Annotated in this window: 18 protein-coding genes; 12 read left to right on the top strand and 6 right to left on the bottom strand. The window is 57.0% G+C overall.

Annotated features, from left to right (window positions below):
* Positions 1-54: 54 nt before the first annotated feature.
* Together pgm and seqA are read right to left on the bottom strand one after the other, a co-directional pair.
* Positions 55-1,695: a phosphoglucomutase (alpha-D-glucose-1,6-bisphosphate-dependent) gene (pgm, locus tag SPE70_RS07150; RefSeq protein WP_002894773.1), complete on the bottom strand. Its 1,641-nt coding sequence runs from the start codon at positions 1,693-1,695 to the stop codon at positions 55-57.
* A gap of 32 nt (positions 1,696-1,727) precedes the next feature.
* A complete protein-coding gene (gene seqA / locus SPE70_RS07145; RefSeq protein ID WP_012542439.1) occupies positions 1,728-2,276 on the bottom strand; it encodes a replication initiation negative regulator SeqA in 549 nt (182 codons plus the stop codon).
* A gap of 183 nt (positions 2,277-2,459) precedes the next feature.
* On the opposite strand from seqA, the gene ybfF reads away from it, so the two are divergent.
* The 8 genes from ybfF (at position 2,460) to SPE70_RS07105 (ending at position 10,118) form a co-directional block, all read left to right on the top strand.
* Positions 2,460-3,233: an esterase gene (gene ybfF / locus SPE70_RS07140; protein ID WP_012542440.1), complete on the top strand. Its 774-nt coding sequence runs from the start codon at positions 2,460-2,462 to the stop codon at positions 3,231-3,233.
* Positions 3,234-3,366: 133 nt separating this feature from the next.
* Positions 3,367-3,660 carry a LexA regulated protein gene (gene ybfE / locus SPE70_RS07135; protein ID WP_012542441.1) on the top strand — a complete coding sequence of 98 codons (294 nt, stop codon included), beginning with the start codon at positions 3,367-3,369 and terminating at the stop codon, positions 3,658-3,660.
* 151 nt (positions 3,661-3,811) lie between these two features.
* Positions 3,812-4,342, top strand: coding sequence for a flavodoxin FldA (fldA, locus tag SPE70_RS07130; RefSeq protein WP_002894765.1), 531 nt, complete (start codon positions 3,812-3,814; stop codon positions 4,340-4,342).
* 291 nt (positions 4,343-4,633) lie between these two features.
* On the top strand, positions 4,634-5,086 hold the full coding sequence (gene fur / locus SPE70_RS07125) for a ferric iron uptake transcriptional regulator (RefSeq protein ID WP_002894761.1): 453 nt from the start codon (positions 4,634-4,636) through the stop codon (positions 5,084-5,086).
* Between the two features lie 127 nt (positions 5,087-5,213).
* Entirely contained in the window at positions 5,214-6,140 is a 927-nt protein-coding gene (gene tcuR / locus SPE70_RS07120; protein ID WP_064170652.1) for a tricarballylate utilization LysR family transcriptional regulator TcuR, read from the top strand.
* A 97-nt stretch (positions 6,141-6,237) separates the two neighbouring features.
* Positions 6,238-7,641: an FAD-dependent tricarballylate dehydrogenase TcuA gene (gene tcuA / locus SPE70_RS07115; protein ID WP_008805662.1), complete on the top strand. Its 1,404-nt coding sequence runs from the start codon at positions 6,238-6,240 to the stop codon at positions 7,639-7,641.
* The gene (tcuB, locus tag SPE70_RS07110) at positions 7,628-8,767 is read left to right on the top strand and encodes a tricarballylate utilization 4Fe-4S protein TcuB (RefSeq protein WP_022065691.1); all 1,140 of its coding nucleotides are present in this window, start codon (positions 7,628-7,630) and stop codon (positions 8,765-8,767) included. Before tcuA ends, tcuB begins: the two co-directional genes overlap by 14 nt.
* Before the next feature lie 55 nt (positions 8,768-8,822).
* Positions 8,823-10,118: an MFS transporter gene (locus tag SPE70_RS07105; RefSeq protein ID WP_008805660.1), complete on the top strand. Its 1,296-nt coding sequence runs from the start codon at positions 8,823-8,825 to the stop codon at positions 10,116-10,118.
* A 51-nt stretch (positions 10,119-10,169) separates the two neighbouring features.
* Here SPE70_RS07105 and chiQ read toward each other — a convergent pair whose 3' ends face one another.
* From chiQ to nagE, 4 genes are all read right to left on the bottom strand, one after another.
* The gene (gene chiQ / locus SPE70_RS07100) at positions 10,170-10,502 is read right to left on the bottom strand and encodes a ChiQ/YbfN family lipoprotein (protein ID WP_008805659.1); all 333 of its coding nucleotides are present in this window, start codon (positions 10,500-10,502) and stop codon (positions 10,170-10,172) included.
* 47 nt (positions 10,503-10,549) lie between these two features.
* On the bottom strand, positions 10,550-11,953 hold the full coding sequence (chiP, locus tag SPE70_RS07095) for a chitoporin ChiP (protein WP_008805658.1): 1,404 nt from the start codon (positions 11,951-11,953) through the stop codon (positions 10,550-10,552).
* 437 nt (positions 11,954-12,390) lie between these two features.
* Complete coding sequence (glnS, locus tag SPE70_RS07085; RefSeq protein ID WP_012542445.1) at positions 12,391-14,058, bottom strand: glutamine--tRNA ligase; 1,668 nt, start codon at positions 14,056-14,058, stop codon at positions 12,391-12,393.
* 178 nt (positions 14,059-14,236) lie between these two features.
* Positions 14,237-16,192 carry a PTS N-acetyl glucosamine transporter subunit IIABC gene (nagE, locus tag SPE70_RS07080; protein ID WP_064170651.1) on the bottom strand — a complete coding sequence of 652 codons (1,956 nt, stop codon included), beginning with the start codon at positions 16,190-16,192 and terminating at the stop codon, positions 14,237-14,239.
* Between the two features lie 315 nt (positions 16,193-16,507).
* Between nagE and nagB the strand changes: the two genes are divergently transcribed.
* The 4 genes from nagB to SPE70_RS07060 all read left to right on the top strand — a co-directional run bounded on the left by nagB (position 16,508) and on the right by SPE70_RS07060 (position 20,680).
* Complete coding sequence (gene nagB, locus SPE70_RS07075) at positions 16,508-17,308, top strand: glucosamine-6-phosphate deaminase (RefSeq protein WP_012542446.1); 801 nt, start codon at positions 16,508-16,510, stop codon at positions 17,306-17,308.
* Positions 17,309-17,421: 113 nt separating this feature from the next.
* Positions 17,422-18,570, top strand: coding sequence for an N-acetylglucosamine-6-phosphate deacetylase (gene nagA, locus SPE70_RS07070; protein WP_012542447.1), 1,149 nt, complete (start codon positions 17,422-17,424; stop codon positions 18,568-18,570).
* Between the two features lie 8 nt (positions 18,571-18,578).
* Positions 18,579-19,799, top strand: coding sequence for a DNA-binding transcriptional regulator NagC (gene nagC / locus SPE70_RS07065; protein WP_008805654.1), 1,221 nt, complete (start codon positions 18,579-18,581; stop codon positions 19,797-19,799).
* Between the two features lie 128 nt (positions 19,800-19,927).
* Positions 19,928-20,680: an HAD-IIA family hydrolase gene (locus SPE70_RS07060; RefSeq protein ID WP_008805653.1), complete on the top strand. Its 753-nt coding sequence runs from the start codon at positions 19,928-19,930 to the stop codon at positions 20,678-20,680.
* Positions 20,681-20,736 lie beyond the last annotated feature (56 nt).

The raw sequence follows: 20,736 nt of genomic DNA, 5'->3' as shown, positions 1-20,736 counted from the left end.
CGCTATCCTTGCGAAAAAAATCAGGCCCACAAGGGGCCTGATGTTTGGCTGCGGTTACGCGTTCTTCAGCACTTCGCTGACAATCTCTACCGCTTCTTTTTCAATCAGCTTGCGATGCTCTTCGCCGAGGAAGCTTTCGCAGTAGATCTTGTAGGCGTCTTCGGTGCCTGACGGACGCGCCGCGAACCAGCCGTTGTCGGTCATCACCTTCAGGCCGCCAATCGCCGCCCCGTTGCCCGGCGCCGCGGTCAGACGAGCAGTGATCGGATCGCCCGCCAGGGTGTCAGCGCTGACCATTTCCGGAGAGAGCTTGGACAGCGCCGCTTTCTGCGCGGAAGTTGCGGAAGCCTGCAGGCGGTTGTAGCTCGGCGCACCGAAGCGTTCAGCCAGTTCGTTATAATGCTCCTGCGGGTTTTTCCCGGTCACTGCGGTGATTTCCGCCGCCAGCAGGCACATGATGATGCCGTCTTTATCGGTGGACCATGGCGTGCCGTCAAAGCGCAGGAAGGAGGCCCCGGCGCTCTCTTCGCCGCCGAAGCCGAAGCTGCCGTCGAACAGGCCGTCGACAAACCATTTAAAGCCCACCGGCACTTCCACCAGCTTGCGGCCCAGATCGTTCACCACCCGGTCAATCATCGCGGAGGAGACTAGCGTTTTCCCCACCGCCACCTCTTTGCCCCACTGCGGACGATGCTGGAACAGGTAGTTGATCGCTACCGCCAGGTAGTGGTTCGGGTTCATCAACCCGGCTGGGGTGACAATCCCGTGGCGGTCGTAATCCGGATCGTTAGCAAACGCCAGATCGAACTTATCGCGCAGCGCCAGCAGGCCTGCCATCGCACACTCTGAGGAGCAGTCCATACGGATGGCGCCGTCTTTATCGAGGTGCATAAAGCGGAAGGTCTGGTCAACCTGATCGTTCACAATGGTCAGATTGAGCTTGTAGTGTTCGCCAATACGTTTCCAGTATTCGATACCGGACCCGCCCAGCGGATCGACACCCAGCGTCAGGCCCGCTTTCTGGATCGCCGCCATGTCGACGATGTCCGCCAGCCCTTCAATGAACGGCTGCACCAGATCCTGTTCTTTAACGTGACCAGAAGCCAGCGCCGCGTCCAGAGAAATGCGTTTCACGCCCTGCAGGCCGGCGGCCAGCAGTTCGTTGGCGCGGTTCTCCACCACTTTGGTGACGTTGGTATCAGCCGGGCCGCCGTTTGGCGGGTTGTACTTGATACCACCATCTTCCGGCGGGTTGTGTGACGGGGTGATCACAATGCCGTCTGCCAGCGGACCGCCTTTTTTGTTATGCACCAGAATCGCATTGGAGACCGCCGGCGTCGGAGTGAAGCCGTTGTTTTCCTGCACGATCACGTCAACGCCGTTGGCGGTTAACACTTCCAGCACCGAAATAAACGCCGGCTCGGAAAGGGCGTGGGTATCTTTGCCGACATAGCACGGACCGGTGATCCCGTTCTTCGCACGATCTTCCGCAATGGCCTGGGCGATGGCCAGGATATGCGGTTCGTTGAAGTTGTGGCGCGCCGCGCTACCGCGATGGCCAGAGGTGCCGAATTTTACCGCATGCTCCGCATTACCGACTTCAGGCTTCAGCACGTAGTACTGAGCAGTCAGTTGGGCGACGTTAATCAAATCACTCTGTTGCGCAGGCTGCCCCGCACGTTTATCGATTGCCATTGCCTGATCCTTCTGGTGCAAATGTTAAAAAGCTAGATCGTGCCGCAAACCTTTTCAATCAGCTCCGCAGGGAACTGCATCGACTGCATGATGTGCTCAATCATGCTGCATTTACGGCCGGTATTGGTATTAGTGATAACCCACCACGGTGTACCAGGAACCTGTTTTGGTTTGGTCTGATTACCGCTTTTCAGCAGCGTACGCGCATCTTCTGCAAAGTAGACGCGCGTGCGGCCATGCAGAGACTCGGTCGCCTCGGCAAATGCTTTATTGTCCAGAGAATAGAGGGTCGTCAACACCAGCATGAAACGGTTCACCGCACGCTTCTGCTCGGCGTATTCATCAGATAACAGCAGCTCGCGCATGGCGCGGACTTTATCTTTCGCCGGGTTAGCGGGTTTCACCTCCACGGCAGGCGCTGGCGCCAGTGCCGGCGCGGCTTTGCTGACCGGTGTAGCCGGTTGGGAAACGGCGGAAAATTTCAGCATGCGCCGTAAAATGTCGGATGCGCTCTCGCCGATATGCAGAGTGTGGCTGGCAATATAGCGATAGAGTTCATCATCAACTTCAATTGTTTTCATCTTAATCCAGTGCGATATCTTTTCTGAATACAAATCGTTGGGATTATAAGTACAAATCCCAACCGCGGATAGCGTCAAACCAGGATGGCGGTAAAACTCAGAAAACTTCTGGGTCTTGCAGCCGGATGGCAGAATGTCCAACATAATACCCTAACCCGACGGAGCGAAAAAAAGAACTTTGCCATGAAATTAAATAGCCGAGCGCAATCTGCACAGAATCCGCACAACCACTCCCCGATCGTGCTGGTCCACGGTCTGTTTGGCAGCCTGGACAACCTGGGCATCCTCGCCCGCGACCTGATCGCCGACCACGATATTGTGCAGGTCGATATGCGCAACCACGGTTTGTCGCCGCGATCGCCAGAGATGACCTACCCCGCCATGGCGCAGGATCTGCTTGATACGCTCGACGCGCACCAGATCGAGCGCGCCACCTTTATCGGCCATTCGATGGGCGGGAAAGCGGTGATGGCGTTGACCGCCCTGGCGCCGGAACGCATCAGCGGACTGGTGGCGATCGATATCGCGCCGGTGGATTATCATGTGCGCCGCCATGATGAGATCTTCGCCGCTATCCGCGCCGTCAGCGAATCCTCCGCCAGCAGCCGCCAGCAGGCGGCGCAGGTGATGCGTGAGCATCTGCGGGAAGAGGGCGTGATTCAGTTCCTGCTGAAATCTTTTGTCGACGGCGAATGGCGCTTTAACGTGCCGGTGCTGTGGGACCAGTACCCGCATATCGTCGGCTGGGAAACCATTCCGGCCTGGCCGCACCCGACGCAGTTTATTCCCGGCGGCAACTCGCCCTATGTGACCGACGCCTACCGCGACGCGCTGCTGGCGCAGTTCCCGCAGGCCCGGGCGCACGTCATCGCTGGCGCCGGACACTGGGTGCATGCCGAGAAACCCGAGGCGGTGTTACGCGCCATCCGCCGCTATCTGACGAGCATCGCCGCCTGATTGGCTAAAATATGCCCGACCGCGCCGCAGAATGCCCGCGGTCGTTGGCGCAGCCGTTCGCCTGATGTATGATGGCGCGCTATCTGCGCCGGCTAGAGCCCGGCAGCTTGTTTCCCCGAAGTCACTCAGAATCATGGCAAAAGAACAAACGGACCGTACGACATTAGATTTGTTCGCAAACGAGCGTCGCCCGGGAAGACCGAAAACCAATCCGCTGTCGCGCGATGAACAACTGCGCATCAACAAACGTAACCAGCTGAAACGCGATAAGGTTCGCGGGCTGAAGCGCGTCGAGTTAAAACTCAACGCCGACGCGGTCGATGCGCTCAATGAACTGGCGGAAGCGCGTAATATGAGCCGTAGCGATCTCATTGAAGAGATGCTGATGACCCAATTGCGCGCCCTGCACAGCCAGGGAAAAGTCTAACTTTCCGCGAAAAATCCGCATTCGTGTAGCAGAGTGTGCAGTCGGGCGTGATTGCTGTTTCCGCGCCCTTGCCTGTTCTGCTATGATTGCCGTTATCTATGGGCATCGCGTCCCTACCACATCATTTAAGTTTCAAGAGGTTATTTTACTCATGGCAATCATCGGCATCTTTTTTGGCAGCGACACCGGCAACACCGAAAATATTGCAAAAATGATTCAAAAGCAGCTTGGTAAAGATGTTGCTGATGTTCACGACATTGCCAAAAGCAGCAAAGAAGACCTGGAAGCCCACGACATTCTGCTGCTCGGTATCCCGACCTGGTACTACGGCGAAGCGCAGTGTGACTGGGACGACTTCTTCCCGACGCTGGAAGAGATCGACTTCAATGGTAAACTGGTGGCGCTGTTCGGCTGTGGCGACCAGGAAGACTACGCAGAATACTTCTGCGACGCGCTGGGCACCATCCGCGACATCATTGAGCCGCGCGGCGCGACCATCGTCGGTCACTGGCCGACAGCCGGGTATCATTTTGAGGCCTCCAAAGGCCTGGCAGATGACGACCACTTCGTCGGCCTCGCCATTGATGAAGACCGCCAGCCGGAGCTGACCAACGAGCGCGTTGAGAAATGGGTGAAGCAGGTTGCCGAAGAGCTGCACCTCGAAGAAATCAAAAACGCCTGATGATTAAGCGGCGCAATCATTGAGTTGCGTCGCATTAATAGACAAAAGCAATCAAACTAATAGCTACAAGTTTTTAACTTTTAATCACATATCTGTACAATGTCCTCTGATTCTACGAGGCACGTGACGCAGTTTGTAGCTGGTGCCTCGTTTTTGACAGCAAACCAGGCCTGATGCTTGCAGTTTTCATTTACCAGTGGCAGTTCTATAATGAGACGCATTACGTCGGGTTAATTTCTGTATGACTTCCGTTGAAGGAAGTAGATCGTTTAGCAACAGGACAGATTCCGCATGACTGACAACAATACCGCATTAAAGAAGGCTGGCCTGAAAGTCACACTTCCTCGACTGAAAATCCTTGAAGTGCTGCAGGAACCGGATAACCATCATGTCAGTGCGGAAGACTTATATAAACGCCTGATCGACATGGGCGAAGAGATCGGTCTGGCGACCGTTTACCGCGTACTCAACCAGTTTGATGATGCCGGTATCGTGACTCGTCATAATTTTGAAGGCGGTAAATCCGTTTTCGAACTGACCCAGCAGCATCACCACGATCACCTGATTTGCCTCGACTGCGGCAAAGTGATCGAATTCAGCGATGACTCGATCGAATTACGCCAGCGTGAAATTGCCTCCCGCCACGGCATCCGCCTGACCAACCACAGTCTGTATCTGTACGGCCACTGTGCGGAAGGTGATTGCCGCGAGGACGAACACGCCCACGACGCGGTGGAAAAATAATTCCCCGCTTCGCTGAGACTGAAAAGCCAACCTGCCGGTTGGCTTTTTTATGGGCGCCTCTGCTGCCCTTACCGCTCTCGTCCCACAGGTGACCTTCCCGCGTCCCCGTTTTGTCCGGAGAGTTGATATGGAACTTCGCCAGCTACGCTATTTTGTGCGCATTGTTGAAACCGGCAGCATGGGGCGCGCCGCGCTTGATCTTAATATCGGCGTCTCGGCGCTCAGCCAGCAGATCGCACGCCTGGAAAACGAACTGGCCATTCGCCTGCTGCAGCGGACCTCCCGCGGGGTCACGCCCACCAGCGCGGGTCTCGCTTTCTACTCGCAGGCACAGCTGGCGCTGAGCCATGCCGATGATGCCATCCTCGCCGCCCGCGAGGCGCGCCTGTCAGGCCACGTTAGCGTCGGCATGGCCCCCAGCACCGCCTCCGTTCTCGGCGTCCCGTTCATCAATGCGATGCGCGAAAGCTATCCCGACGTGCGCCTGCATTTGGTGGAAAGCCTCTCCGGTAATCTGGAGCGGATGATCAACACCCGCCAGCTCGATTTAGCTATCGTTTTCCAGCAGGAAAAGATCCTGCGCTGGAGCGCCAGACCGGTGCTGGAAGAACGCCTGTTCCTGATTGGCACCCATGCGCTGTTGGCCCCCCTGCAGGAGGACCACATCTCCCCTGACCAGCTCACCTCCCTGCCGTTGATTATGCCAAGCCAGGGCCATGGCCTGCGCGGCAGGCTGGAGGCAGTTTGCCAGCAGCATCATCTCAGCGTTGAGGTGGTGGCGGACATTGACGGTCTGGCCCTGCTGATGCAGGCCGTGCGCAGCGGACTGGGGGCCACCCTGCAGCCCGGGGCCGCCATCTCCCACCTCGAGCATCAGGCGCTGAGGGTGATCGACGTCGTCAACCCGATACTCAGTCGCCCCAACTTTCTGGTCAGTCTGTCTGATGATGAACTCACTCCGGCAGGCCTTGCGGCTCGAGTGATACTCAGCAAAGTCATGCGCCAGCTGGTGGAGTCTGACCGCTGGCCGGGTGCTACCCTTTACGCTCACTAAACCCCTCTTTAGCATTACACCATAGCGCCTCACCGCTGTTACCACCTACATTCCCATTACAAATTTAACAATTAATTAAATTGTAAGGGAGCCGATAATGGTGGATGTACTGGTGATTGGCGGCGGCAATGCCGCGCTATGCGCCGCCTTAACCGCCCGGGAAGCTGGCGCCTCGGTGCTGCTGCTGGAGGCGGCGCCGCGGGAGTGGCGCGGCGGCAACTCGCAGCACACGCGTAACCTGCGCTGTATGCACGATGCGCCGCAGGACGTGCTGGTCGACAGCTACCCGGAAGAAGAGTACTGGCAGGATCTGCTGCGCGTCACCGAGGGGAATACCAACGAAGCGCTGGCCCGACTGGTGATCCGCACCTCGTCACAATGCCGGGACTGGATGCGCCAGCACGGAGTTAACTTTCAGCCGCCGCTCTCCGGCGCCCTGCACGTAGCCCGCACCAACGCCTTTTTTATGGGCGGCGGCAAAGCGCTGGTCAATGCCTATTACCGCAGCGCGGAGCAGATGGGGGTGCAGATCCGCTACAACACGCCGGTGCAGGCTCTCGAGCTGCGCAACGGCGAATTTGTCGCCGCGCTGGCGGGCGAGGAACGGATTGTTGCGAAAAGCTGCGTCCTCGCCGCCGGCGGATTTGAATCCAACCGCGAATGGCTGCGCGAGGCCTGGGGGCAAAATGACCGCGGTGAATGGCCCGCCGATAACTTTCTCATCCGCGGCACCCGCTTCAACCAGGGAGTGCTGCTCAAGTTTATGATCGACGCCGGGGCCGATATTATCGGCGATCCCTCGCAGTCCCACTGCGTCGCCATTGACGCCCGGGCGCCGCTCTACGATGGCGGGATCTGTACCCGCGTCGACTGCGTGTCGCTGGGGGTAGTGGTCAACCGCGATGCCGACCGTTTTTACGATGAAGGAGAAGATTTCTGGCCCAAACGCTATGCCATCTGGGGCCGGCTGGTCGCCCACCAGCCCGGGCAAATCGGCTACTCGATCATCGACAGCAAAGCCATCGGCCACTTTATGCCGCCCGTCTTTCCCGGCGCTCAGGCCAACACCCTTCCCGAGCTGGCCCGCCAGCTCGGCCTGGACAGCGAACGCTTTACGCAAACCATCGCCGACTATAATGCCGCCTGCGCGCCAGGCCAGTTCGATCATACCCGCCTGGATAACTGCGCCACCGCCGGCCTGACGCCGCCAAAGACCCACTGGGCGCGGCCTATCGATACGCCGCCTTACTACGGCTATGCCTTACGTCCGGGGATCACCTTCACCTACCTCGGGCTCTACGTCGACGACACCGCCGCCGTCCACTTCGCCGGTAAACCCAGCCGCAACCTGTTTGTCGCCGGGGAAATGATGGCTGGCAACGTGCTGGGCAAAGGCTATACCGCCGGCGTCGGGATGTCGATCGGCACCACCTTCGGCCGCATTGCCGGCCAGCAAGCCGCCCGGGCGGCACAGCAGGAGAAACACCATGAAGTCGCTTGAGAAGCTGATCATTGAGGCGCAGATCATCACCGAGCCGGAGGCGGAAGTGGAAAGGGTGATGCAGGTATGTAACGCCTGCCGCTACTGCGAAGGGTTTTGCGCCGTATTCCCGGCGATGACCCAGCGCCTGGCCTTTGGCAAAGCAGATATTAACTATCTGGCTAACCTGTGTCATAACTGCGGCGCCTGCCTGCACGCCTGTCAGTACGCGCCGCCGCACGAATTCGCGATTAACGTGCCGAAGGCGATGGCCGAAGTTCGGCTGGAAACTTATCAGCATTACGCCCAGCCCGCCGCCTTTGGCAGCCTGTACCGCCGGGCTGGTGTGACCACCGTACTGGCGCTGGTCGGCGGACTGATTTTCTTTCTGCTGCTGGCGATGGGGCTCAAAGGCTCGCTGCTTCATCCGCCGCTGGCGGGCGATTTCTATCAGATATTCCCGCATAACCTGCTGGCGTGGATGTTTGGCTCGGTCTTCGTGCTGGCCTTTGGCTTGCTGATGACCGGGGTGATCCGCTTCTGGCGCGAGATCTCCCCGGGCCAGCCGCACGCGGTTGATATCGCCAAGGCCTCACAGGATGCGTTGACGCTGAAATATCTCGATGGCGGGCATGGCAAAGGCTGCAACGAAGCCGATGACGCCTTCACCCTGCTGCGCCGCCGTTTCCACCACTTCACCTTCTACGGCTTTATGCTCTGCTTCGCCGCCACCGTGGTGGCCACGGGCTATCACTATTTCGCCGACCGGGAAGCTCCCTACCCGTTCTTCAGCGTCCCGGTGCTGCTGGGGACCCTTGGCGGCATCGGCCTGCTGGTGGGGCCAGCTGGCCTGCTGTGGCTAAACCTGCGCCGGTCGCCGTTGCACGGCGATGCACGACAAAAACCGATGGACCGCGGCTTTATCCTGCTACTGCTGCTGACCAGCTTCACCGGCCTGGCGCTGCTGGCGGGACGGGATACCTCATGGATGGGTATTTTGCTCGCTGTTCACCTCGGGGTGGTAATGGCCCTGTTCTTAACCCTTCCCTACGGAAAATTTGCCCACGGATTTTATCGCTGTGCGGCGCTACTCAAGTGGGCAATTGAGAAGCGGCGCGGAAAACAGGCGGCAGTCGCAGGCGACTAACCCGCTCCCTCTTACCTCTATAAAAACAAGATAAAGACAATGGAGAGCACACCCTATGACGCAACAATCCACGCGCGCCGGCACCGTCGGCGCTATCCTCCGCGTGACCAGCGGTAATTTTCTCGAACAGTTCGACTTTTTCCTGTTTGGCTTTTATGCCACCTATATCGCCCGCACCTTCTTTCCGGCGGAGAGCGAGTTCGCAGCGCTGATGCTGACCTTTGCGGTGTTTGGTTCGGGCTTCCTGATGCGCCCCATCGGCGCGGTGGTCCTCGGCGCCTATATCGACAGAATCGGGCGCCGCAAAGGGCTGATGGTCACCCTGGCGATCATGGGCTGCGGGACGCTACTCATCGCCCTGGTACCTGGCTATCAGACCATCGGCGTGCTGGCGCCGATCCTCGTGTTAGTGGGCCGCTTGCTGCAGGGGTTTTCCGCGGGCGTCGAGCTTGGCGGGGTGTCGGTCTATCTGTCGGAAATCGCCACGCCGGGCAATAAAGGCTTCTATACCAGCTGGCAGTCCGCCAGCCAGCAGGTGGCTATCGTCATGGCGGCGTTGATTGGCTATGCGCTGAACGCCACGCTTGAGCATGAGGAGATCGCCGACTGGGGCTGGCGCATCCCTTTCTTCATTGGCTGCCTGATTATTCCGCTGATTTTCGTGCTGCGCCGCTCGCTGCAGGAAACAGAGGAATTCCTGCAGCGTAAACATCGCCCGGATACTAAAGAGATCCTGACCACTATCGCCAGGAACTGGCGCATTATTACCGCCGGGACGTTGCTGGTGGCGATGACCACCACCACCTTTTATTTTATCACCGTCTATACGCCGACCTACGGCAGAGCGGTGCTGCACCTCAGCGCTCGCGACAGCCTGCTGGTGACCATGCTGGTGGGCATCTCTAACTTTATCTGGTTACCGATTGGCGGGGCGATCTCTGACCGGATCGGTCGTCGCCCGGTGCTGATGGGCATTACCGTGCTGGCGCTGCTCACCACCTGGCCGGTGATGCACTGGCTCACCGCCGCGCCCGATTTTACGCGTATGACGCTGGTCCTGCTGTGGTTCTCGTTCTTTTTTGGCATGTATAACGGCGCGATGGTGGCGGCGCTAACCGAAGTGATGCCGGTGTACGTCCGCACTGTGGGATTCTCTCTGGCCTTTAGTCTCGCTACTGCCATTTTCGGCGGCCTGACGCCGGCTATCTCTACCGCCCTGGTCGAGCTCACCGGCGATAAAAGCGCGCCGGGCTGGTGGCTAATGTGCGCCGCGCTGTGCGGGTTCATTGCCACCGCGCTGCTGTTCGTGCGGCTGAGCCGAGGCTATCAGCCGGCGGAGAGTCAGCGCTAAAAAAACAAACGGGCGGAGGTATGCTCCGCCCGTTTGCCGCTAACGTCTGATTTAATGGGTCGTATTATTGCTGCGGATCTCCTTCCAGATCTGGTCGCAGCGCGCTTTCACCGCCTGATCGTTGCCGGTGCGGGTGGCCTGAATACACTGTTGGTAATCCAGGACGCGAACGCTCTCCTGATTGGCAAATTGCTGGTGCTGTTTATCCTCTTTCAGTACATTCAGTACGCTCTGACAGGCTTCAATCTTGTCCGGATTCCCCTCCGCCGTATTAATACAGGCGCTATAGGCATCTTTGAGTTTGGTGTCTTCTTTCGGTGCCGGCGACGTGGCGCAGGCCACCAGACCCGAGGCCATCATGGCAATAAGCAGCATTTTTTTCATTGTCGTTCTCCCAGAGGTGCGGCAGGCTCACGCCCGCCGCGCAGGCATCAGAAAATAGTGAACGGGGCGATAACCATGAACTTCACGTCGCGCTCATCCTGGAAGATGTTGCCGTAGCCGCCGCTCCAGCTCGGAATATCGGAATGGTTGTCGTACTGGGTAAAGTGCAGTTTGAACAGGGTGCCCTTCGCCCGACCTTCCTGCACGGTATACAACGCATCCAGGCTGTAAGCCGATTCTTTCAGGCGATAGTCAGGGTCATAGTACGCATCCGGAGAGGACATTCTTCCCGGCTTCGCATCCCAGGCGTAGACATAAGACGCGCCAAACGCCCAGCCAGGCATATCCCAGTTTTTCATGTCATACATCGCGCCGAAGAAGACCGCTTTTTCGCCGTTGGCGTTAAAGTCGGAGCGGTTATCCCACCAGATATCGAGACGACCGTTGGAAGAGGCATAGGTCGGCGTCATACGCTGCAGGAAGTAGCCCTGCTGGCCATCGGCCTTCACCCAGGTGCCTTCCAGACGCAGGTCCAGCACATCCGCCACTTTATAGCCGAAGGTTAACGCCTGCAGCCATGCGGTGCCGTCATAGATGTCATTGACCCCGCCGTTGCTGACCTTATCGCGGGTGCCGTAGAACTGGTAGCTGGTGCTCAGCGGCGCGCCGGCGACGTCAAACTTGTAGCTGGCTTTTGCAAAGTACTGATCGATATAGCCCTGAGCCTGACCAAATGCCGCCTCCAGCACCAGGTCGTTTTTGAAATCATATTTGGCGCCGACGGAGTGGAGATAATCAACTTTGGTTTTCTTGTCGTTCTGATAGAAATCGTCCATCTCGATATGCCATGGCGCTTTATACTCGTTCGTCCACATATAGGAAAAACTTAACGCGCCCGCCGTGCCATAGTCGAAGTTAGCCCCGGCCTCCGCCCCCTGATAGGTACCTGGCATAAAGCTCCAGTGCGGGGCCAGCAGAGTCTGGCCGGTTGGCTGGATATAGCCCGCACGTGCCCACGCCGGACCGTATTTGAATTTCGCGGCGGCTTTATACAGGCTGATACCGCTCTTATCGCCGGAGTAGTCTTCGTCATAGGCTTTGTTGCGCGATGAGAAGGCAATTTCGTTCGGGTGGCCGCTATCGCCGTTCTCGGCCATTTCAATCGCGGTAAATGCAGCAATATCAAGGCCAAACATATCGGCAGCATAGCCGGACTGGAAGTCCAGGTTAGCGTTCCAGGTGGAGTGGGAAAGGTTGGTTTTATATTTGTCGCCGTCGGTGACATCTTTACGGTCACGCTCACGCTGCCAGTAATAGATACCGCCGGTTAAGGTTGAATCATCGATAAAGCCTGCTGCGCTGGCCTGCGGAACCACAACCCAGCCCGACATCGCGGTGACGGCGGCAATAGCCAGCGCCAGCGTACTACGTTTGCCACTAAACGTACGCATGTGCATATCCTCTTTGACGTTTTAAAAGGCGAAGACCAACGGTCATTCGCTAAAAAAATAAATAAAACTGCAAAATGTGGGGCGGTGAAAAAGGCCGCGAAACCACTGTAGATAGACTATTTTTCGTGACGCGAATTATCAATGTTTTTCGTGAGGCAAAGCTTAAGATTATGACAAAGCGCACATAATTTATGTCTTTTTGTTACAGTCTTATCCCTGATAATTTTGTCATGGAAGTCATTGCAAAATCAGGGAAAAATAGAAGAACTGAAAGCGATTACATTGGTTTTTTGTATATGACAGGAAACATCAGAAGCGCTATTTATTACCGCGCAGTAACAGGATTAATTCGCATCGCGAAAATGAAAAGTTTAATTGGCTGATTCTGAAACAAAAAAAAAGCGCCGCAAGGTGCGACGCTTTTACGAGAGGGAAATTTATTCGCCGACTTTCGCCCAGGTATCACGCAGCCCGACAGTGCGGTTGAACACCAGACTGGAGGCGTTTGCATAGCGACTGTCGAGGCAGAAGTAACCTTCACGCTCAAACTGGTAAGCTTTGCCTGCTTCGGCCTGCGCCAGGCTCGGCTCCGCATATCCCTGCTTAATCACCAGCGAATCCGGGTTGATTACCGCGAGGAAATCTTCCTCCGCCCCCGGGTTTGGTACGCTGAACAGGCGATCGTAGAGACGGATCTCCACCGGCAGCGCATGCGCCGCACTCACCCAGTGGATCACGCCTTTGACCTTGCGACCGTCGGCCGGATCTTTACTCAGGGTATCGGCATCGTAGGTGCAGAAAATAGTGGTGATATTGCCTTCGGCATCTTTCTCCACGCGTTCCGCTTTGATCACGTAGGCATTGCGCAGACGCACTTCTTTACCCAGCACCAGACGCTTGTACTGTTTGTTGGCTTCTTCACGGAAGTCAGCGCGATCGATCCAGATTTCGGCGCTGAACGGCACTTCACGACTGCCCATTTCCGGCTTGTTCGGATGGTTCGGCATCGCCACCATTTCGCTTTCGCCCTGCGGATAGTTCTCGATAACCAGTTTCACCGGATCGATCACCGCCATCGCGCGCGGGGCGTTTTCATTCAGATCTTCACGAATGCAGGACTCCAGCGATGCCATCTCGATGGTGTTGTCCTGCTTGGTCACGCCGATGCGCTTGCAGAACTCGCGGATGGATTCAGCGGTGTAGCCACGGCGACGCAGACCAGAGATGGTCGGCATACGCGGGTCATCCCAGCCTTCCACGTGCTTCTCGGTCACCAGCTGGTTCAGCTTACGCTTGGACATCACGGTGTATTCGAGATTCAGGCGCGAGAATTCATACTGACGCGGGTGAACCGGAATGCTGATGTTGTCGAGCACCCAGTCGTACAGGCGGCGGTTGTCCTGGAACTCCAGGGTACACAGCGAGTGGGTGATGCCTTCCAGCGCATCGCTGATGCAGTGGGTGAAGTCATACATCGGGTAGATGCACCACTTGTTGCCGGTCTGATGATGCTCAGCGAACTTAATGCGGTACAGCACCGGATCGCGCATCACGATGAACGGCGATGCCATATCGATCTTCGCGCGCAGGCAGGCTTTACCCTCTTCGAAGCCGCCGCTGCGCATTTTTTCAAACAGCGCCAGGTTTTCTTCCACGCTGCGGTCGCGATACGGGCTGTTTTTACCCGGCGCTTTCAGGGTGCCGCGGTATTCGCGAATTTCATCAGGAGAGAGTTCATCAACATAGGCCAGACCTTTGTTGATCAGCTCAACCGCATACTGATGCAGCTGATCAAAGTAATCAGACGAGTAGCAAACGTCCCCGGACCAGTGGAAACCTAACCACTGCACGTCGTTTTTAATCGACTCCACGTATTCGATATCTTCTTTCACCGGGTTGGTGTCATCGAAACGCAGGTTGCATTGACCCTGATAATCCTGCGCGATGCCGAAGTTCAGGCAGATGGATTTCGCATGGCCAATGTGCAGATAACCGTTCGGCTCCGGCGGGAAGCGAGTGTGAACGGTGGTATGTTTACCGGTAGCCAGATCTTCATCAATGATCTGACGGATAAAGTTAGTCGGGCGGGCTTCTGCCTCACTCATCACGGGTTCCTCAAAGCGTAAACAACGTATAACGGCACATGATCTTACAAGCAGGACGTAGTGACAACTATTAGTTACGTAAAATAGGTATCAGAAGAGGATTATGGGGCCGATTGCTGGAAAAAAAAGCGGCGAAGGTTTCCCTTCGCCGCTGAGGCATAAACTCGACTCAGGAGCCTTACTTGCCTTTAATCTCATACAGCGGCGTCTGGCCGGCAACGACCTTACCGCTCGCCAGTATCACCAGCGCGCTGTAGTCATCGCTATTGCTGCAGACGACCGGGCTAATCATTGAGCGCGCGTTGGCGTTGAGGAAGTCCAGATCCATTTCCAGGATCGGCTCACCGGCCTTCACGTCCGTGCCCTCTTCAACCAAACGTTTGAAGCCCTTGCCTTCCAGCGCCACGGTGTCGATCCCCATGTGGACGACGATTTCCGCGCCGTTGTTGGTTTCGAGGCAGAACGCGTGGTTAGTGTTGAAAATTTTCACCACAGTACCCGCCGCTGGCGCGACAACGATGTTGCTGGTCGGTTTCACCGCGATACCGTCGCCGACGGCTTTGCTGGCGAAGGCTTCGTCCGGCACCTGTTCGAGCGCCACCACGTCACCGGTAATCGGCGAAACCAGCGACTCAACGGTCTTCGCATTCGCTACCGCCTGCGGTTTAGCCGCTGGCGCTGCGGTGGCGACTTTGCCAGCCGGTGCGGCTGCTGCTGCCGCTACCGGGCCGCGGGTAACCACTTTTTTCATCTCATCGCCGATAGATTCTGCTTTCGCACCGACGATAACCTGGATGGTTTGCTTATTCAGTTTCACCACCCCGGACGCGCCGAGACGTTTACAGGCCGCGTCGTTCACTTTCGCCGAATCGCCCACGGTCAGACGCAGACGGGTGATACAGGCGTCAATGGCTTTCAGGTTGTCGGTTCCGCCCACCGCGGCGATATAGCTGGTCGCCAGCTGGGTCAGGCCCTCTTCAGTGTTGCTGTTGGCTTCTTCCGTTACCACGTCAGCGGCTTTGTCTTCACGACCCGGCGTTTTCAGGTTGAACATGCGGATCACCGCGCTGAACAGCAGGAAGTAGACGAAGAAGAACACCACGCCCATCACCAGCAGCATCCAGACGTTTTTGCTGGCCGCAGGCAGGCTGTACATCAGCACATAGTCAATTGCACCTGCGGAGAAGGAGAAGCCCGCGTGGATCCCCAGCGCTGTTGCGATGAACAGGCTGATACCGGTCAGCACCGCGTGCAGGAGGTACAGCAGCGGAGCCAGGAACATGAACAGGAATTCCAGCGGCTCGGTTACCCCGGTCAGGAACGCGGTGATGGCTACGGACAGCAGCATACCGCCGACCATCGGACGACGCGCTTTCGGCGCCGCCAGATACATCGCCAGCGCCGCACCCGGCAGACCAAACATCATGATCGGGAAGAAGCCGGACATGAACATCCCCGCGGTGCCGTCGCCGGCGTAGAAGCGGTTGATGTCGCCGTGGAACACAGCGCCAGCGGCGTTAGTGAACTCACCAATCTGGAACCAGGCGATGGTGTTCAGCACCTGATGCAGACCGGTTGGGATCAGCAGACGGTTGATGAAACCAAAGATACCGGAACCGAGCGCCCCTGCGGAGACGATCCATTCGCCACCAGAGTGGATAGCGTGTTGCACCGGCGGCCAGACGTAGCCGAAGATCGCGGCGAGGATCAGACAGAAGAAGCCGGTGGCGATCGGCACGAAGCGTTTGCCGCCGAAGAAACTCAGGAAGTCCGGCAGCTTGATGCCGGCCCAGCGGTTGTACACCGCCCCTGCCACCAGACCGGTAATGATACCGGCCAGCACGCCCATGTTAATTTCCGGGTTGATGGTGACCATCGCTTTGGTCATCACGAAATACCCTACTGCGCCGGCCAGCGCCGCAGAACCCGCGTTATCCTTGGACCAGCTTGATGCCACACCAATTGCGAAGATCAGCGCCAGATTATCGAAGATCGCCCCACCCGCTTGCGCGATGAAGGGTACATTCAACAGGTCTGGTTGCCCGAAACGCAGCAGCAATGCCGCGACCGGCAGCACTGCGATAGGGAGCTGCAACGCCCTACCCAGTCGCTGAAAGAAACCTAAAATATTCATCTTATTCCCCCTATGAGACCCCGATGAGGCTCATTTTCAAAGCCACTTTTTTATTGTGTAACAAGGTCGGTTTTATCACTTACCGGCAAAGTGTGTGAAAAATTAATTCGTATCGCAAATTAAACGGGTATTTTTTGTGATAATTATCACCAAATATCGTATTCCCCCCTCCCTTTCACTGGCTAACATCGAAAACTTATTTTATCATTCAAAAAATCAACACGGATTGACCCCGGTCGGCGCAGTTGCTGCAATACTCTCCTCAGAGTGCTGGCGCCAATCCGCCAGAATCTACTTTAACTATAGAGGTGAAGAATGAGACTGATCCCCCTGGTAACCGCTGAGCAGGTCGGTAAATGGGCTGCCCGCCACATCGTTAACCGTATTAATGCATTCAAACCGACCGCGGACCGCCCGTTCGTGCTGGGTCTGCCTACCGGTGGCACTCCGCTGACCGCCTACAAAGCGCTGGTTGAAATGCATAAAGCAGGCCAGGTTAGCTTCAAACACGTCGTCACCTTTAATATGGATGAATATGTCGGCCTGCCAAAAGAGCATCCGGAAAGCTATCATAGCTTCATGCACCGTAATTTCTTTGACCACGTTGATATTCCGGCAGAAAATATCAATCTGCTGAATGGTAACGCGCCGGACATCGATGCGGAATGCCGTCGCTATGAAGAAAAAATTCGTTCCTACGGTAAAATCCACCTGTTCATGGGCGGCGTAGGCAACGATGGTCACATCGCGTTCAACGAACCGGCCTCTTCTCTGGCGTCCCGCACCCGTATTAAGACCCTGACCCATGACACCCGTGTGGCGAACTCCCGCTTCTTCGATGGTGATGTGGATCTGGTGCCGAAATACGCGTTGACCGTGGGCGTAGGCACCCTGCTGGATGCAGAAGAAGTGATGATTCTGGTGCTGGGTCATCAGAAAGCGCTAGCGCTGCAGGCGGCGGTAGAAGGTAACGTCAACCATATGTGGACCATTACCTGCCTGCAGCTGCATCCGAAGGCGGTGATTGTCTGCGACGAGCCGTCCACCATGGAGCTGAAAGTGAAAACCCTGAAATATTTCAACGAATTAGAAGCTGAAAATATTAAAGGTCTGTAATGTAGTCGTGTCCCGCCACTTGCGCGGGACCCTCTTTTTCTTTGTATGCATCATCATGCCGGCGGCAAACGAACGATCGCTGACCTGATGGGGCGTATATACCGGGGGTCGTAATGTATGCATTAACCCAGGGCCGGGTTTATACCGGTCATGAAATTCTCGATGACCATGCGGTTGTTATCGCCGATGGCCTAATCGAACGTCTCTGTCCGCTGGCGGATTTGCCGTCTGACATGGAGCAGCGCTCGGTCAACGGCGCAATAATTGCCCCCGGTTTTATCGACGTTCAGCTCAATGGCTGCGGCGGCGTGCAGTTTAACGACAGCCCAGAGGCGGTCACCGTTGAAACGCTGGAGATCATGCAGAAGGCGAACGAACGTTCAGGCTGCACCAGCTTCCTGCCGACGCTGATTACCTCCAGTGACGATCTGATGAAGCAAGGTATCCGCGTCATGCGCGAATACCTGCAAAAACACCCGAATCAGGCGCTGGGTCTGCATCTTGAAGGGCCGTGGCTGAATATCGTCAAGAAAGGCACCCACAACCCGGACTACGTGCGTAAACCGGACGCCGCGCTGGTCGATTTCCTCTGCGATAACGCCGATGTGATCACCAAGGTGACCCTCGCCCCTGAGCGCGTTGAGCCGGAAGTGATCCGCAAGCTGGTTGCCGCCGGGATCGTCGTCTCCGCCGGCCACTCCAACGCCACGCTGAAAGAGGCGAAAGTCGGCTTCCGCGCCGGCATTACCTTCGCCACTCACCTGTATAACGCGATGCCGTATATTACCGGACGCGAACCGGGTCTGGCCGGGGCGATTTTTGACGAGCCGGATGTCTACTGCGGTATTATTGTCGACGGGATGCATGTCGATTATGCCAACGTACGTAACGCCAAGCGCCTGAAAGGCGACAAACTGTGCCTGGTCACCGACGCCACCGCGCCGGCGGGGGCGAATATTGACCAGTTCATTTTTGCCGGGAAAACAATATACTACCGCAATGGACTGTGCGTAGATGAAAACGGCACGCTCAGCGGCTCCTCCCTGACCATGATTGAAGGGGTGCGTAATCTGGTGGAGCATTGCGGCGTGGCACTGGACGAAGTATTGCGGATGGCGACGCTCTATCCCGCGCGCGCTATCGGTGTGGATAAGCAGCTCGGCAGCATTGCGCCGGGCATGGTCGCTAACCTGACCGCCTTTACACGCGATTATAAAATCACCAAGACCATCGTTAATGGTAACGAGGTCGTCACTGAGTAAGTAAAAGTATGACAGCAGGCGGACAAGCTCAAATTGGTAACGTTGACCTCGTAAAACAACTGAACAGCGCGGCCGTGTACCGCCTGATTGACCAGCATGGGCCCATCTCGCGCATTCAGATAGCCGAACAAAGCCAGCTTGCCCCTGCCAGCGTGACCAAAATCACGCGTCAGCTTATTGAGCGCGGCCTGATCAAAGAAGTCGATCAGCAGGCCTCCACCGGAGGCCGCCGCGCTATCTCTATCATCGCTGAAACCCGCAACTTCAACGCCATCGGCGTGCGGCTTGGCCGCTATGACGCCACTCTGACCCTGTATGATTTAAGCAGCAAGACCCTGGAAGAGGAACATTTTCCCCTGCCCGAGCGCACCCAGGAAACGCTGGAACACGCCCTGCTGAATATCATCGCCACCTTTATCGAAAACTGTCAGCGCAAAATTCGCGAGCTGATCGCCATCTCGGTGATCCTGCCAGGCCTCGTCGACCCGGAAAGCGGCGTGATCCGCTATATGCCGCATATTGCGGTGGAAAACTGGGGCCTGGTCGGGGCGCTGGAAAAACGCTTCAACGTCACCTGCTATGTCGGGCACGACATCCGCAGCCTGGCGCTGGCCGAGCACTATTTCGGTGCAAGTCAGGACTGCGAAGACTCCATCCTGGTGCGCGTGCACCGCGGTACCGGCGCGGGCATCATCTCTAACGGGCGCATTTTTATTGGCCGGAACGGCAACGTCGGCGAAATTGGCCACATTCAGGTCGATCCGCTGGGCGAGCGCTGCCACTGCGGCAACTTCGGCTGTCTGGAGACCGTCGCGGCCAATGCCGCCATCGAACAGCGGGTTCGCCACCTGCTTGAGCAGGGCTACCAGAGCCGTCTGACGCCGGATGACTGCACGATCAAAACTATCTGCAAAGCGGCCAACAAGGGCGATGCCCTGGCCTGCGAGGTGATTGAGTACGTGGGGCGTCACCTCGGGAAAACGATCGCCATCGCGATTAACCTGTTCAACCCACAAAAAATCGTTGTCGCCGGCGAAATAGTGGAAGCTGAAAAGGTCCTTCTTCCGGCCATCGAAGGCTGCATTAACGCCCAGGCGCTGAAAGCGTTTCGCAAGAACCTGCCGGTGGTGCGTTCTACCCTCGACCATCGCTCAGCGATTGGCGCCTTCGCGCTGGTCAAACGCGCTATGCTCAATGGCACGCTGCTGCAGCGCTTGCTTGAGAGCTAATCGCCTCTTTATTGATAGCGCGAAACGATCCGCATCACCCTGTCGCTGGTGGGTATGGTCCACCAGCGATGTGAAACCTCATCGATGACGAGTATAGTTTCGTCTTTGTTAATGATTCTGGACCCACCATGACCATTCAAAACATAATTTGTGATATTGACGGCGTGCTGATGCACGATAACGTCGCCGTTCCCGGCGCTGCCGAGTTTATCAAACGCATCCTCGATAAAGGCATGCCGCTGGTAATGCTGACCAACTACCCGTCGCAAACCGGCCAGGATTTGGCCAACCGTTTCGCCACCGCCGGCATCGACGTGCCGGATACCGCGTTTTACACCTCGGCGATGGCCACCGCCGATTTCCTGCGCCGCCAGGAAGGCAAGAAAGCCTATGTGGTGGGTGAAGGGGCGCTGATCCACGAACTGTACAAAGCCGGCTTTACCATCACCGATGTGAACCCGGATTTTGTCATCGTCGGGGAAACCCGTTCATTCAACTGGGAGATGATGCATAAGGCCGCCTTCTTCGTTGCCAACGGCGCCCGCTTCATTGCCACCAACCCGGATACGCACGGTCGCGGCTACTATCCGGCCTGTGGCGCGCTGTGCGCCGGGATCGAGAAGATCTCCGGCCGTAAGCCGTTTTACGTCGGTAAACCCAGCCCGTGGATCATCCGTTCAGCGCTGAACAAAATGCAGGCTCACTCCGAGCAGACAGTGATCGTCGGCGATAACCTGCGCACTGACATTCTGGCCGGCTTCCAGGCGGGGCTGGAGACGATTCTGGTGCTCTCCGGCGTCTCCACCCTCGATGACATCGACAGCATGCCGTTTCGCCCGTCGTGGATTTACCCTTCCGTCGCGGAAATCGATATTTTCTGATGCCAACCACGTCGCAGGACGTGGTTTTTCATTTATAGCGCCTGCCAAAAGTCATC

The sequence above is a fragment of the Klebsiella sp. ZJOU C1 genome (assembly GCF_035620215.1).
GTDB lineage: Bacteria > Pseudomonadota > Gammaproteobacteria > Enterobacterales > Enterobacteriaceae > Klebsiella > Klebsiella variicola.
Note: the sequence above shows the minus strand (reverse complement) of the source record. Positions and strands in the feature narration are given on the sequence as shown.